Below are 14,247 nucleotides of genomic sequence, written 5' to 3'. Positions count from 1 at the left end.
GCGCCCGGACGGCCGCGCCGGTCAGGCCGGCTCGAAGCCGGACAGGTGCAGCGAGAACGCCCGGATCGAGCCGGTGTCGGCGTTCGCGCTGTCCACGACCCGGAACTTCCACGTGCCGTCCGCGGGGGAGACCCGCAGCGACGACAGCGGCTCGTCCGGCTTCCAGGCGCCGGTGAACGGCGCGTTGCTGGACAGCACCGCGGCGAACGGGGTCGTCGCGGCGTCGTCGAACACCACCTGGCAGAGGTTGTTGCCGGCGCCGCCGTCGCGGGCGAACAGCGTGGCGGTGCGGCCGTCGGGCGCGGTCAGCGTGCCGACGGCGTCGCCGACGAAGGTGTGGTCGATGCCCACCGTCGCCGCACCCGTGTCGGTGGAGCAGGCCGTGCCGTCGATCGAGAAGGTCAGCGCCGAGGCGTAGCCGACGCCGGTGACGTCCACGCTGGCGGTGGCGCCGGCCGGGTCGTTGTCCGGGATCGGCACCACCGGGCCGGTGTAGGCGAAGTCGTGCACCGTCGCCGACGGCTGGCCGGTCGGGACCACCACGGTGCTGGTGGTCGGCGACAGGACACCGGCGAACGTGGTCCGGACCCGCAGCGTGACCGGCCGGCCCAGCGGGTAGCCGGCGGCCAGGGTCAGGCGGTAGTTCTTCGACTTCGACGCGCCCGCGGCGATGGTGCCGTAGGACGCGGCACGCGGGGCCACGGTGACCCGCGGATCGTCCGGGTCCACCACCACGTTGACGCCGGTCGCGGTGCCGTCGCCGACGTTGCGCGCCGGTAGCGCCACCGTGGCCTGCTCGCCCGGCTCCAGGTAGGCGTCCCCGTCGCCGGTGGCCGGGGTGACCGTCGGCGTGCCGGCGCGCACCAGCGGCTGCGGTGTCGCGCCGGTGTTGCGCAGCAGCAGGTCGGCGCGGATCACGCCGTGGCCGGTGCGGGTGTCGTACCCGCTCGGGGTCAGGTCGAGGGCGGTGCCGGTCAGCGCGGCGCGGATCTCGGCGTCGCTCAGCCCGGGGTTGCCCGACAGCGCCAGCGCCGCGATCGCGGCGGCGTGCGGCGCGGCCGCCGAGGTGCCGTAGAAGGGCGAGAAGTCCGGGACCGAGGTGGCGACACCGTCCGCGGCGGTGATGTCCGGCTTCGCCCGGACGACCCCGCCGGTCGCACTGAAGTCGCCGGGGGTGAGCGGCGTGCCGTCGGCGGCGAAGAAGATCCGGCGCGGGCCGTCCGAGGTGAACCGTTCCGGCTGGGACGCCCGGGTGAACACGTTCGGGTAGGGTCCGGCGGGATTCGGCGGGTCGCCGGCCTCGAGGTCCCGGGGCAGCGGGTCCTTCGCCGGCGCCGCGGCCACCGAGAACGCGCGTTCGGCGGCGCTGTGCCCGCGGGTCACGCCGGGCGTGGCGAAACCCTTGAGCCCGTCCGCCGAGTCGGCGAACCGGCCGCGGAAGACCGACAGCTGCAGGTAGCGGGCCGCGCCCGCGTACTTGACCACGGCGAGCCGCTGGTTGGCGCCGGAGCCGGTGGCCAGGATCTCGAACGGGTCGTCGTCGCCGTCCTGGGTGTCCTGGGAGAAGTCGGTCACGTTGCCGGCCGCGTCGGTCAGGTACAGGTCGTAGTCGTCGGCCGAGCCGCCCAGCGGGTCCGCCCACCACAGCGTGGTCACCCGGCCGGCGCTGTTGCGCGACAGCGGGTTGAACACCTGCACGCCCGGTCCCGGGTCGAAGTCGTGCGCGATGCCGGCGAACTTGCCGACCCCGCGACCGGAGTCGGCGAAGTCGCCCTCCCAGTTGCCGGAGGTGCCGTCGACGACGTTGCCCTCGTTGCCGGCCGAGCTGAAGTAGAACGCGCCGTCGGCGGTGACGGCGTTGACCGCCTGCGCCGGCAGCCCGTCCTGGAAGGGGCTCTCGTGGTAGTAGACGACGTCGTCGACGATGATGTCGCAGTGCGCGGTGAACCGCAGCGCCCGGATGTTCTGGGCGAAGCTGGCCTCGCTGGTGAACGCGGTCGCGAAGCCGAGCTCCGCGTTCGGCGCGAGATCGTGCAGGATCTCCAGCATCGCGGTGCCCTCGTCGCCCGAGCCCTCCTGGCCGGGCAGCACGTCCACCTCGGCCGGCAGGTCACCGGTGGCCTGCGACGCGGCGAGCGAGTCGATGCCGTCGGAGAGGGCGCAGATCTTGACGCCCACGCCGGTCACCCGGTGCCGGGTGCGGGCGGTGTCGGCGGCGTGGGTCCGGTCACCCTCGGCGACCACCGACCCCTGGCCGGCCGGCGCGGCCGCGGCGGCCCTGGGCACGGCCCGCGCCGCGTGGGCCGCGCGCTCGGCCCGGGCGGCCCGCTCCTGCTTGGACTCCGGCGCCGCCGGGTCGCGCGGGTCGAGCTGCCGGGCGGTGATCGCGCCGTGCTTGGCGTTGACGCCGGTCACGTCCTTCCAGCCGGCGATCGTCGGCAGCGCGGTGAGCGGCGCCTCGACCAGGACGGTCCCGGCGGCCGGGGACGGGAAGCGGATTCCCGCCCCGGCCGCGCGCAGCCGGGCGAGCAGGTCGGCGCCGACCTTGTCGGCGTGCACCTCGACCTCGGTGGTGCCGGACCGGGACACCTCGATGCCGGTGGTCAGGTGCGGCAGCGCGTCCGCCGGCACCCGGTCGGCGCGCTTGCGCAGCTCGACCGCCAGCCGGCTGTCGAGCTTGCGTTCGGTCGGGGTCAGGGATTTCTTCAACTGCTGGAGTGCGGCGATCTGTTCGTACGCCCTGGTGGCCGGGTCGGCCGGCGCCTCGGCGCTGGCGCCCGGCGCTGCGAGGCCCACGACGGTGGCGCCGACCGCGAGGATCGTCACCGAGCGTCGGAGCATACGTCTGCTGTCCACGTGCAAAGTCCAGCCCCCCACTGACAGAGATCGATTCGATGTCTGTGGATGCTAGCCGGTGCGGGGTCGAACCACGACACCCTGTAACTCGATCGACACGCAGGGTTTGCAAGTGGGAAGCGCGGACGGCCGGGCCGCCGCGGTGCTCAGTGGACGGTGATGGCGTACACCCGGATCCGTGCGTCCGCGGGCAGGGTGACCGAGCGCAGCTCCCGGCCGGGGTCGAGCGCGACGGTGAAGCCGAACAGGCTGGCCGGTGGACCGTCCACGCCCTGGCCGGCCCGGATCCGGTGCGGCATGGCGAGCACCGCCGTACCGGATCCGGCCGGCGCGCACCAGTCCGGGACGGTGAGCGTCGTCGCGGCCGTGCCGCCGTCGGTATAGCGCACCGTGACCGTGCCGGTCACCGGGCCGTGGTGCGCGGCGGCGACCAGCCGCAGCGTGCCGCGCCGCAGCGTGGGCAGCGGCAGCGCCGGCCCGCCGGCCGGCACGAAGTTGCCGGCGGCGCCCGCCGGCGATGGCGCGCTGTAGGTCACGCCGTTCCAGGTCACCGTGCCGGCCGGGGGCAGCAGCGCCGCGTCGTAGCTCCAGCCGGCGCCGTCGAAGTCGCCCTCCCGGGTGGCCGCCGTGGTGGCGGTGCCGTCCGTGGCGCGGGCCGCGGACAGGTCGACCGCGCACTGCGCGCCGGCGGTCACCGCGCAGTGGTGCGACGGCGTGGCGTTCACCGAGGGCGGCTCGTCGGTCACCGCGGTGCCCCAGGCCGACGGGGACGTCCCGACGGTGTGGGCGATGCTGCCGCCCCGGGCGATCGCCTGCCAGGTGAGCCAGTTCGGCGCATGCGCGCGGCCGTCGACCCGCACGGACTGCACGTACCGGCGGGTGTCGCTGACGTCCGGTGCGGTGATCGTCAGGGTGCCGCCCTGCCGGTCCGCCCAGGCGCCGATGCGGACCGTGGCCGCGGGGAACTGCGGGCTGCTGACGGCGAGGAAGCCGGCGCCGCTCATGGTGGGGTAGAGCCCGAGCGAGGAGAACACGTACTAGGCGCTCATGGTGCCCAGATCGTCGTTGCCGGTCATGCCGTCGGGCCCGGTGGTGAACAGGGTCATCGCGGCCCGCACCACGGTGGCGGTCTTCGCCGGGGCGCCGGCCCAGTGGTAGACGTACGGGGCCAGCAGGTCCGGCTCGTTGTTCGGGTTGTAGGTCGGCTTGCTGTAGTAGTCGTACGGGCCGGCGATCCAGGCCGAGCGCGCGGCGCCGGCCGGGTCGGTCAGCAGCTGCGGATAGGCGAAGAACGCGTCCAGCCGCTGCTCGGCGGCGGCGCGCCCGCCCATCAGCGACACCAGCCCGGCCGGGTCCTGCGGCACCAGCCACTGGTACTGGTGGGCGCCGCCCTCGTGGAACTGGTGGCCGGCCTCGACCGGGTCGTACGGGGTGACCCAGGCGCCCGTGGTGGTCCGCGGCCGGAACTGCCCGATCGAGGTGTCCCACAGGTTGCGGTACCACTGGCCGCGCTCGGTGAGGACCCGCGCGTCGTCGGCGCGGCCCAGCGCGGCGGCCATCAGGGCCAGCGACGCGTCCGCCGCGGCGTATTCGAGGGTGGCCGACGCCGGGTGCGCGCAGTCGTTGTCGCCGCCCTGGTGGACGCAGTCGGCGCCGAGGCTCAGCCCGGACGGGACGTAGCCGCGGTCGCTGTAGTGGCCGTTGCCGCTGCGCCCGTTGTACGGCGAGCCGGCCGGCGGACGACCCAGCGCGTTGGCCCGCAGCATCGTGTACGCCTCCTGCTCGTACCCGGCCAGCAGCCCCTTGGACCACGCCTCGACCAGGAACGGGGTGACCGGGTCACCGGTCATGATGTTGGTCTCGCTGTTGGCCAGCGCCCAGCGCGGCAGCCACCCGCCGTCGCGCCCGATGGCCAGCACGGACCGCGCGACGTCCCGGGCGACCTGCGGCGTCAGCATCTCCAGCAGCTGGTTCTGCGGGCGGTAGGTGTCCCAGAGCGAGAAGTTCTGGTACGGCGTGTAGCCGTCCGCGGTGTGGACGCGGTCGTCGAAGCCGGTGTAGCGGCCGTCGACGTCGCCGGCGAGATTCGGGTGCAGCAGTGAGTGGTAGAGCGCGGTGTAGAAGGCGCTCTGCCGCTCGGCCGGCCCGCCGGTGATCCGCACGGCGTCGAGTTGCCGGGCCCAGGTGGCGCGCAGGGCGTCCCGGACGGCGTCGAAGTCGTACGAGCCGCCGGTCTCGGCGGCCAGATTCGCGCGCGCCCCGTCCGGCCCGGTGTACGACAGCCCGACCTTGACCACGACATCCCGGTCGGCGTTCGTGTCGAAACGGACCCAGGCCCCGTTCCCGCCGGCGCCGGCCGCGTCCCGGGCGCCCGGGGTGAGGGTGGCGCCCCGCCAGGTGCCGTAGGCGGCGAAGGGCCGGTCGAAGCTGGCCGAGAAGTACACCGTGTGGTCGTCCTTGCCGGCGCAGAAGTGCCCGGCGCGCACCCGGCCCTCGACGGTGCGGTCGCCGACCACGTGCACTGCGGAGTCGAAGACGTCCTGATTGGCCTTGCCCGTGTTGAACAGCACGTTCGCCGCGCCGGAGGCCGGGAAGGTGTACCGCTGCCAGCCGGTGCGCTCGGTGGCGGTCAGCTCGGCCTGCACGCCGTACCGGGCCAGGCCGACCCGGTAGTAGCCCGGGGACGCCTGCTCGTCGGAGTGGCTGTACGCGGAGCGGTAGACGTTCGGGTCGCCGCTGTCGACCGCGCCGGTGGTGGGCATGATCGGCAGCTCGCCGGCGACGCCGCAGCCGACCCCGGACAGGTGGGTCTGGCTGAAGCCGTAGATGCTCGTCTGCTGGTGGTCGTAGCCGCCCTGCCCGCCGGTGTCCGGGCTGACCTGGACCATGCCGAAGGGCGCGCTGGCGCCGGGAAAGGTGTTGCCGAAGTTCTGCGTGCCGACGAACGGCCGCACCAGGTCGACCGGCGTCGCGGCGGCTTCAGCGGCGCCGCCGGTGACCAGGGTGGCGGCGGTCGTCAGCCACGCGGCGGCGGCCAGCCGGGAGAGTCGCGACGCCACGGGTACCTCCGGGTCGACAGCGGAACACGGTCCTGACATCGTTGTCACAAACACTGAGAATCGTCAATGCCTGTGGTCGGACCGGTGCGCGGCCGCGCGCCCGGCGGGGCGGCTCGGACCCGGTGGCAGCGGCCGATCGTTGCCGCCGATGAGCCGATCATTAGATGTTGCTCAGCGACTTGCCGCCGGGGCGGCGGTCCCGCAGAGTCGGCCGTGCGCCGTGACCGGCGCCCTGCCGATCGTTGAGGACCGCCGTGTCCCCACGCCACCGCAAGCCCACCCGGACCCGTCGTCTCGTGCTGGCCACCGTCACCCTGGGGGTGCTCGCCCACATCAACCAGGCGCGAGCGGCGAACGGCGTCCCGGCGTTCACCCTCAGCGCCGAGCTGTCGACGGCGTCGTACCACGCCGTGATGGCCGGTGGTCGCGGCCTGTCGCACCAGTGCCCCGGCGAGGCCGGCCTCGGCGAGCGGTGCACCGCGGCCGGGGTCTCCTGGACCGCGGCCGGCGAGAACATCGGCCGGGGCAACGCGAGCGGCAACGCCGCCTCGATCCTCCAGGCCGCGAACGGGCTGACCGACCTCATGCTGGCCGAGGTGCCGCCGAACGACGGCCACCGCCGCAACCTGCTCGACCCGGCCTTCAAGCGGATCGGGCTGGCCGTGACCCGCGGCGGCGACGGCCGCGTCTGGTTCACCCAGGACTTCGTCAACTGACCGCCGGGCCGGTTGCCGGCCGTCCACGGTGGACGGCGGCGCGCCCCGGCATACCGCCACGATGACATCGACGGCACTTCTCCGCGAGGTGGCGCGCCGCCGTGACATCCCGGTCGACGAGGTCGGGCGTCGGCCGGCCACCGCACGCCCCTGCGCGGCGCTGGCCCCACCGCGTCCCGGCCCCGGCGACTGGCTGATCCGCCGCGACGACCCGGTCGCGGGCGCTTCGATCCGGCCGCCGGCGCTTCGATCCGGCCCGCGCCCGGTACGGCATGGTCGGCTGCTCGCCGGCGCCGGGCGGCCGGCTGATGTCCCGGGGCGGTGCGGTCAGACCTGGGCCGCGGAGTCGTACCGGCGGCGCAGGTCGGTCATCTCCGACTCGGTGAGCGCCTCCCGCATGGCCAGCTGCGCGTACCGGTCCGGGAACATCTGGTGCAGCCGGTCGACGAAGCGCACCTCGGCGGTCGCCTCGACGACCCGGATGCCGGGCGGGTCGGTGGACATGTCCAGGATCACCGGTCCGGCCAGCTTGTCGGCCACGTCCCAGGGGCGCTTGCGCTCGGCGACGCCGCAGAGGTGGAAGCCGTAGACGGTCCGCACCTCGGTGAGCGCGGTGGCGCCGGCCGGCTCATAGCCGTAGACGCGGACCCCGCAGATCACCTCCGGTCTCGCCGCGTCCGCGCCGGTCGCCGGTTGGGCCTGGTGTCCGGCGTGCTGATGCTGCTCGGGGTCGGACTGTTCGAGCGCGGTGCGCATCCGGGCGGTGATCTGCCCCTGCAGGTCGGCCGGCGCGGCCGGGCCGGTCGCCGGCGCCGCCGGGCCGGCCGGGTCGCGCAGGGCGAGCACGGCGGCCGCCGCCGCCAGCAGGACCACCGCCACCCACACGAAACGGTTGCGGTACCACCGCGCGGAACTCTCCGGGGTGCTCACGATCGTTTCACCTCGTCGCCGGTTGTGGTGTGTTCGCCGGGCCGGCCGCGGGCCGCGGGCCGGGCTTGCCGCAGGCCGCTCCGGCCCGGGACTGGTGTCGATGTCCGCGAGCCGGAGCGGTGTGGCGGCGACCGGTCATCCGATCACACGAAATTCACGTCGCTGCACCACATGTAGGCCTGGTCCAGGTGCGAGGCCTGCCAGATGACGAACAGGATGTGGTGCCCGGTGTATCCCGAGGTCGAGATGTTGAACGAGATGTTCTGTGCCGGCGCGTACCGGCCGGTCTGGGTGATGAAGTCGAGGTTGCCCCAGCCGAGGCGCTGAGTGGCCGGGTTGAACCCCTGCTTGCTGACGTAGACCCGGAAGTAGTCCGCGCCGTGGCTGGCCTGGTCGTACAGCTGGACGGTGAAGTTCCGGCTGACGTTGGTGGTCTTCCAGGCACCGGGCTGGTTCAGGCTGTCGTTACGGGTCAGGCCGTTGCTGCACAGCTGCCCATCCGGGGTGCGGGCCTGGAACTGGGCGCCGAGGCCGTCGCGCAGCGCGCTCATCCAGTTCCACATGGTGTCCGGGTTGGTCTGGAAGGCCTGCCAGCACATCGGGTCCTGCTGCTGCATGGCCGGGTTCGTGTGCTGGCTGCCCCAGGTCTTCCAGCACTGGTAGGCGCGGGTCGCCGGGTTCACGATGGTGCCGTGGGCCTGGGCGGCACCGGCGAAGGGCAGCAGGCTGGCCAGCGTCGCGAGCAGCACGACGAACACCCGGAGGGGCTGGCGGGCGAGGGAGCGGGGCTGCCGGACGGATCGATGGGACTCGTGTGGGGGCACGGTGCGTCCTCCAATTCTTCGGCGTACGGAGTGGGAGCGCTCCCAGGAAGCATTGCACCCAACTGCCCGGATATCAACTGATGTCTATCAAGAATGTTACGTGGCGCTGAGTCCGCGCTGTGATGCTGACCCCGTGCCGTGGCGCTGAGCCCGTGCCGTGGCACTGACCCGGTGCTGCGGCGCAGGGCCCACGCGGGGGCGCTGGACAGCGACGGCGGCGGGCGACCCGGCGGGGTCCCGGCCCCGGCCGGGACGGGCGCCGCCGGGGACAGCCGCGGCCGTAGACTGCGCGGGTACCGGCATCCCGTCCGGCCGCGGTTCGTGGGCGCGGCACCGGGGCGGGCGGGGTGAGACGATGCCGCGCATGATGTCACGGCTGTCCTACACGGTACTGGGTAGCTCGTTCGCGGCGGGCCCCGGTATCGATCCGATCCTCGACGTGCACGCCCAGCGCTCCGGCCGCAACTACGCGAACCGTCTCGCGCGGATGCTCGACGCCGAGCTGACCGACCTGACGGTCGCCGGCGCGACCACCGCGACCATCCTGGATCAGCCGCAGGTCACGCTGCTGGGCGCGCACTTCCCGCCGCAGGTGCCCGGCGTGCCCGCCACGGCGGACCTGGTCACCGTCACCGCCGGCGGCAACGACCTGCGGTATCTCGGCTCGATGATGTTCGCGGCCTGGCGGCGGATCGCGCCGCACGGCCCGGTCACGCAGATGATGGCCCCGGACTTCCCGGCCGGGCTGGCCGTGCCGACGTCCGAGGACGTGGACCGGACCGCCGCCGGGCTCGCCGAGATCGTCGCGCGGGTGCGGGCCCGCGCGCCGCGCGCCCGCATCCTGCTGGTCGACTACCTGACCGTCATCGGGGCGGGGACGGCGCCCGGCCCGGACAGCCCGTTCGAGCCGGCCGAGATCGCGACCTTCCGTGCCGTCCAGGCCGCGCTGGAGGCCGCCTACGTCATGGCGGCGGACCGGTCCGGCGCCGAGCTGGTCGCGGTGTCGGGCTTGAGCCGTGACCACGCGCTCGGCTCCGCCGAGCCGTGGGTGTTCCCGTTCATCCGGGACTTCGCCCGGCTCGGCGCGTCGTTCCACCCCAACGCGGCGGGGATGGAAGCGGTGGCCGCCGAGATCGCCGGACTGATCGGCCGGGCGACACCGGAGGCTCACGGTCGGTGGGCGGGAGATCGTCGGCCCGGGTAGGGTGAGGCTCGGGTGAGCCGGGAAGTCTGGTCGGCACGGTAAAAGTTCGATCAACGCAGCAGAACGGCCGATCGATGCGGTACGCATCCGATCGGCGCGGTAGCGGTGCGATCGGCGCAGACGAGGTCTGGCCGGTGCACGACCGGCTGCGGAAGTGGAGATCACGTGCCCGACACCTCTCGTACCGTCCTGCTCAGCCGCGGTTCCTGGGCCGAGGCCCGCCGGATCGCCGACATCCTGCGCAAGGAGACCGTCGGTGGCGTGCTGCTGCTGGCCGGCGCCCTGCTGGCGCTGGTGTGGGCGAACTCGCCCTGGTCCGACCGGTACCACGAGCTGACCGAGTTCCGTTTCGGGCCGTCCGCGCTGCACCTGGACCTGACGGCGGCGACGTGGGCGGCCGACGGGCTGCTCGCGATCTTCTTCTTCGTCGCCGGCCTCGAACTCAAACGCGAGTTCGTCGCCGGTGACCTGCGCGACCCGCGGCGCGCCGCGGTGCCGGTGGCCGCCGCGGCCGGCGGGGTGGTCGTGCCCGCGATCTGCTACCTGCTGGTCAACGCCGGCGGGGCGGCCGAGGGCTGGGCGATCCCGACGGCGACCGACATCGCGTTCGCGCTGGCGGTGCTCGCGGTCGTCGGGCGCAGCCTGCCGACCGCGCTGCGGACCTTCCTGCTCACCCTGGCGGTGGTCGACGACCTGCTCGCCATCATGATCATCGCGGTGTTCTACACCGCGCACCTGGCGGTGCTGCCCCTGCTCGCCGCGCTGATCCCGCTGGCGGTGTTCACCGTGCTGGTGCAGCGCCGGGTACGCGCCTGGTGGCTGCTGCTGCCGCTGGCCGCCGCCACGTGGGCGCTGGTGCACGCCTCCGGGGTGCACGCCACGGTCGCGGGCGTGCTGCTGGGCTTCGCCGTGCCGGTCCTGACCCCGGCGCACCCGGCCGGTCACCACCCGAGCTCCGGGCTGGCCGAGCACTTCGAGCACCGGTTCCGGCCAATCTCGGCCGGTGTCGCGGTCCCGATCTTCGCGCTGATGTCGGCCGGCGTCACCCTCGGCGGCCTGGACGGGCTCGGCTCCGCGCTGTCCGACCCGGTCGCGATCGGGGTGCTGCTCGGCCTGGTCGTCGGCAAACCGCTCGGCATCCTCGCCGCGACGTGGCTGACCGCCCGCTTCACCCGGGCCCGGCTGGACGCCGACCTGGCGTGGATCGACATGGTCGGCGTGGCGGTGCTGTCCGGCATCGGTTTCACCGTGTCGCTGCTCATCGGGGAGCTGGCCTTCGGCATCGGCAGTGACCGCGACGATCAGGTGAAGATCGCTGTCCTGGCCGGCTCGCTGACCGCTGCCGCCCTCGCCTGCGTGCTGCTGCGGATCCGCAACCACGCCTACCGCCGGATCCGCGCGCAGGAGCAGGCCGACCACGACGGCGACGACATCCCCGACGTCTACCAGCGGTGACGCGCCGCCACGCCGGCGGCCGCGGAGCCGGACCCGGCAGGGCCGTCCGGGGCGGCCTGGCGCCGGAGCCGGCCGGATGTCCGGGCGGCGTGGCGCGAGCCGGGCCCGGGGGCCCGGCGTGGTCAGCCGGCGAGCGCGTCGGCGATGTCGCGGCGGGCCGCCGGGTGTCCCGGCGCCGCGTAACCGATGCGCAGCGCGATCTGCGGGTATCCGGCGCGGCGCAGCGAGCGGCGCAGCTGGTCGCGTGCCGCCGGCACCTCGATCGGCTGGGAGATCATCGAGGTGGCCAGGCCGGCGTCGGTGGCGGTCAGCAGCACACGCTGCAGTGCCTGGCCCGCCTTGACCTGGTCCAGCCGGCGGTCCGAGGGGCTGCCGAGGACCGCGATCAGCGGCTCCGGCTCGTAGACCCGGCCGGGCGGGCGCCCGCGTAGCGCGAACGCGCGTTGCGGGATGAGGTCCGCCGGTTCGGCGGCGGGCGCGCCCGCGGCCACCAGAACCGGGTCGCCACCGTCCTCGGTCATCGTCCAGGCCATGAGTTCGGCCTGGTAACGCTCATTGCGGCGGAGCACCCGGTCGGCGCTGTGCGCGATCTCCGAGAATCCCCGCAGCGCGGTCATGCCGACCAGCAGATCCAGCCAGCCGTCCTCGCCGTGGGCCGCGTCGATCAGCCGGATCCGCAGGTCCGACGGCACCGGGTCCGGCCAGAACGGGTCCCGGTGGCTGTGGCGGCGGTCGATCGCCGCGTACAGGTCACGCTCGGTGTAGGTGGGTGGCCGGCGCGCGCCGGGCGTCAGCCGGGCGATCACCTGCGGATCGCCGTCGTCCGGCAGCAGCCGCACGTCGGCCGGCGTGCCGGCCCAGGCCAGCGCGAGACGGGCGTTGAACGTCGCGGCGCCGCAGGCCAGACGCATCGCCCAGCCCCAGCTGTCGGCCACGCTCAACTGCCGCCGCGGGTCGGCGAGCACCTCGATGGCCCCGTCACGCAGCCGGAAGCTCCACGGTTGACTGTTGTACATCGAGGGAGCCTGGATCCCGGCCGAAGCCGCGCGTCGCAGATCGGATTCGTCGTAGTTCACGGCGGTTCTCCCCTCCTGTTGACCTCTACGGTCCCCGCCGCCGCCACTCGCCGTTGAGGGCCGAAGGTCCTGGTCAGCGCGCCAGGCAGACCCGTTGCGGTCCGCTGGCGTCCGGTCGGCGGCCGCACCGAGGCCGGGAGTGGGCCGCTCACCGGGCCGCCGGAGCCGGCCGGCAGCCACGCCACGGCCGGGCAGGTCGGCGAGCCTCGACCCGGACGCGCCGATCCCGGCAGCCGGGCGCACCCCCCGGGCCGTCGCGCCCGGGGGTGCGCCGGACCTCGCCGCCGGGAGCGCCGCACGGCGGCTGATAGGTTGATCGCAGGTGTGCCGGGAAGTCTGGTCGGCGATCGATGGAGGCTGACCAGGAAACCGGGGAACATCGTTGAGCGTCATCGCCTGGACCGCGGTCGCGGTCTTCACCGTCGCCTATGTGCTGATCGCGACCGAGAAGATCAACCGGGTGGCGGTGGCGCTCGGCGGGGCGTCGATCATGCTGGCGCTCGGGGCCACCGACGCGGAGCACGCGTTCTTCTCCGAAGAGGCCGGCATCGACTGGAACGTCATCTTCCTGCTGCTGGGGATGATGTTGATCGTCGGTGTGCTGAAACAGACCGGCCTGTTCGAGTACGTGGCGATCTGGTCGGCGAAGAAGGCCCGGGGCCGGCCGTTCCCGGTCATGGTGATCCTGATCGTCGTCACCGCCGTCGTCTCCGCGGCGCTGGACAACGTGACGACGGTCCTGCTGATCGCGCCGGTGACCCTGCTGGTCTGTGACCGGCTCGGCGTACCTCCGGTGCCGTTTCTGATCGCCGAGGTGCTGGCCTCCAACATCGGCGGGGCGGCCACCCTGGTCGGTGACCCGCCGAACATCATCATCGCCAGCCGGTCCGGCCTAGGGTTCAACGACTTCCTCGCGGTGCTCGCCCCGTTCGTGCTGGTGGTGCTGGTGGTGCTGCTGCTGTTGAGCCGGATCATGTTCCGCTCGGCGTTCCGCCACGACCCGCAGCGCGCCGCCCGGGTGATGGCCCTGCGGGAACGCGACGCGATCCGTGACCCGCGCCTGGTGGCGCTGAGCCTGGCCGTGCTGGCCGCCGTGCTGGTGGCGTTCGTGCTGCACACCGTGCTGCACCTGGAGCCGTCGGTGGTGGCGCTGCTGGGCGGGCTGCTGCTGCTGGCGCTGTCCCGGCTCGACCCGACCGAGATCGCACAGGAGGTCGAGTGGCCCACACTGATCTTCTTCGCCGGACTGTTCGTGATGGTCGGCGGGCTGGTCGAGACCGGGGTGATCGACCAGCTCGCGCACGCGGCCACCTCCGCGGTGCAGGGGCAGCTGTGGCCGGCGACGATGCTGATGCTGTGGGCCTCGGCCGGCCTGTCGGCGATCGTCGACAACATCCCGTACGTGGCCACGATGAGCCCGATCGTCGCCGAGCTGGTCCAGGCCGAGGGCGGTGTCGACAAGGCGCAGGTGCTGTGGTGGGCCCTGGCGATCGGCGCGGACCTGGGCGGCAACGCGACCGCGGTGGGCGCGTCGGCGAACGTGGTGGTGCTCGGCATCGCCGACCGCGCCGGCCACCGGATCACCTTCTGGCAGTTCACCAGGTACGGCCTGATCGTCACCGTGATCACGGTGGCGCTGGCGGTGCCGTACCTGTGGTTGCGGTTCTTCGCTCTGTGATCAGGCGCCCAGGATCCGGTCGAGCAGCCCGTCCAGGGTGATCACCCCGGACATCACCCGCCGGTCGTCGACGACGGCGACCAGCGGCACGTTGGCTCGGGCCATCACCGCGGCGACCTCCAGCAGGGTGGCGTCCGCGCTGACCGCCGGCAGCTCCGGCCGGTGCCGGGGCAGCAGATCGGCGACCGTGCGGTCGCCGATACCGGACAGGATGACGTCGGCGTCGGCCTCGTCGATGACCCGGGCCAGCGCCGGGTCGTCCTGGCAGTAGGACGGCAACGCCATCCGCAGCACCTGGGTGCCGGCCAGCACGGTCACCGGCCGGCCGAGGCGGTCGACGACGACCAGACCGGGCAGGTCCTGGGCGGCCAGGATCCGGGCCGCCTCGCGCGCCGCGGTCTGTTCGGTGACGGTGCTCATCGTGGTGGACACGTCTGCGGCACGCATAT

9 protein-coding genes and 1 pseudogene are annotated in these 14,247 nt (G+C 73.6%); 4 read left to right on the top strand and 6 right to left on the bottom strand.

Features of this window, described 5'->3' with window-relative positions:
• Positions 1-21: 21 nt before the first annotated feature.
• Both ACTEI_RS18450 and ACTEI_RS18445 read right to left on the bottom strand, forming a co-directional pair.
• Complete coding sequence (locus ACTEI_RS18450) at positions 22-2,826, bottom strand: S8 family serine peptidase (RefSeq protein ID WP_203723638.1); 2,805 nt, start codon at positions 2,824-2,826, stop codon at positions 22-24.
• Positions 2,827-3,002: 176 nt separating this feature from the next.
• A pseudogene (locus ACTEI_RS18445) lies at positions 3,003-5,810 on the bottom strand (GH92 family glycosyl hydrolase).
• A 359-nt stretch (positions 5,811-6,169) separates the two neighbouring features.
• On the opposite strand from ACTEI_RS18445, the gene ACTEI_RS18440 reads away from it, so the two are divergent.
• Positions 6,170-6,631 (top strand): CAP domain-containing protein, encoded by a 462-nt coding sequence (locus ACTEI_RS18440; protein ID WP_164466007.1) that lies wholly within the window; start codon positions 6,170-6,172, stop codon positions 6,629-6,631.
• 327 nt (positions 6,632-6,958) lie between these two features.
• Here the strand turns inward: ACTEI_RS18440 and ACTEI_RS18435 are convergent, their stop codons facing one another.
• Both ACTEI_RS18435 and ACTEI_RS18430 read right to left on the bottom strand, forming a co-directional pair.
• On the bottom strand, positions 6,959-7,561 hold the full coding sequence (locus tag ACTEI_RS18435; RefSeq protein ID WP_122978787.1) for a hypothetical protein: 603 nt from the start codon (positions 7,559-7,561) through the stop codon (positions 6,959-6,961).
• A gap of 143 nt (positions 7,562-7,704) precedes the next feature.
• Positions 7,705-8,319: a lytic polysaccharide monooxygenase auxiliary activity family 9 protein gene (locus ACTEI_RS18430; RefSeq protein ID WP_122978786.1), complete on the bottom strand. Its 615-nt coding sequence runs from the start codon at positions 8,317-8,319 to the stop codon at positions 7,705-7,707.
• A gap of 430 nt (positions 8,320-8,749) precedes the next feature.
• Here ACTEI_RS18430 and ACTEI_RS18425 point away from each other — a divergent pair, with 430 nt between their 5' ends.
• Together ACTEI_RS18425 and nhaA are read left to right on the top strand one after the other, a co-directional pair.
• Positions 8,750-9,589, top strand: coding sequence for a GDSL-type esterase/lipase family protein (locus ACTEI_RS18425; RefSeq protein ID WP_122978785.1), 840 nt, complete (start codon positions 8,750-8,752; stop codon positions 9,587-9,589).
• Between the two features lie 165 nt (positions 9,590-9,754).
• Entirely contained in the window at positions 9,755-11,044 is a 1,290-nt protein-coding gene (nhaA, locus tag ACTEI_RS18420) for a Na+/H+ antiporter NhaA (RefSeq protein WP_122978784.1), read from the top strand.
• A gap of 122 nt (positions 11,045-11,166) precedes the next feature.
• Here nhaA and ACTEI_RS18415 read toward each other — a convergent pair whose 3' ends face one another.
• Positions 11,167-12,120, bottom strand: a complete 954-nt coding sequence (locus tag ACTEI_RS18415) for an Acg family FMN-binding oxidoreductase (RefSeq protein ID WP_222942281.1) — start codon at positions 12,118-12,120, stop codon at positions 11,167-11,169.
• Between the two features lie 382 nt (positions 12,121-12,502).
• Between ACTEI_RS18415 and ACTEI_RS18410 the strand changes: the two genes are divergently transcribed.
• On the top strand, positions 12,503-13,798 hold the full coding sequence (locus ACTEI_RS18410) for an ArsB/NhaD family transporter (RefSeq protein ID WP_122978783.1): 1,296 nt from the start codon (positions 12,503-12,505) through the stop codon (positions 13,796-13,798).
• Here ACTEI_RS18410 and ACTEI_RS18405 read toward each other — a convergent pair whose 3' ends face one another.
• Positions 13,799-14,245: a CBS domain-containing protein gene (locus ACTEI_RS18405; RefSeq protein ID WP_122978782.1), complete on the bottom strand. Its 447-nt coding sequence runs from the start codon at positions 14,243-14,245 to the stop codon at positions 13,799-13,801.
• Between the last annotated feature and the right edge of the window lie 2 nt (positions 14,246-14,247).

It is taken from the genome of Actinoplanes teichomyceticus ATCC 31121 (genome assembly GCF_003711105.1).
In the GTDB taxonomy this organism is placed as follows: Bacteria; Actinomycetota; Actinomycetes; order Mycobacteriales; family Micromonosporaceae; genus Actinoplanes; species Actinoplanes teichomyceticus.
This window is presented reverse-complemented; position numbering and strand designations above follow the sequence as displayed.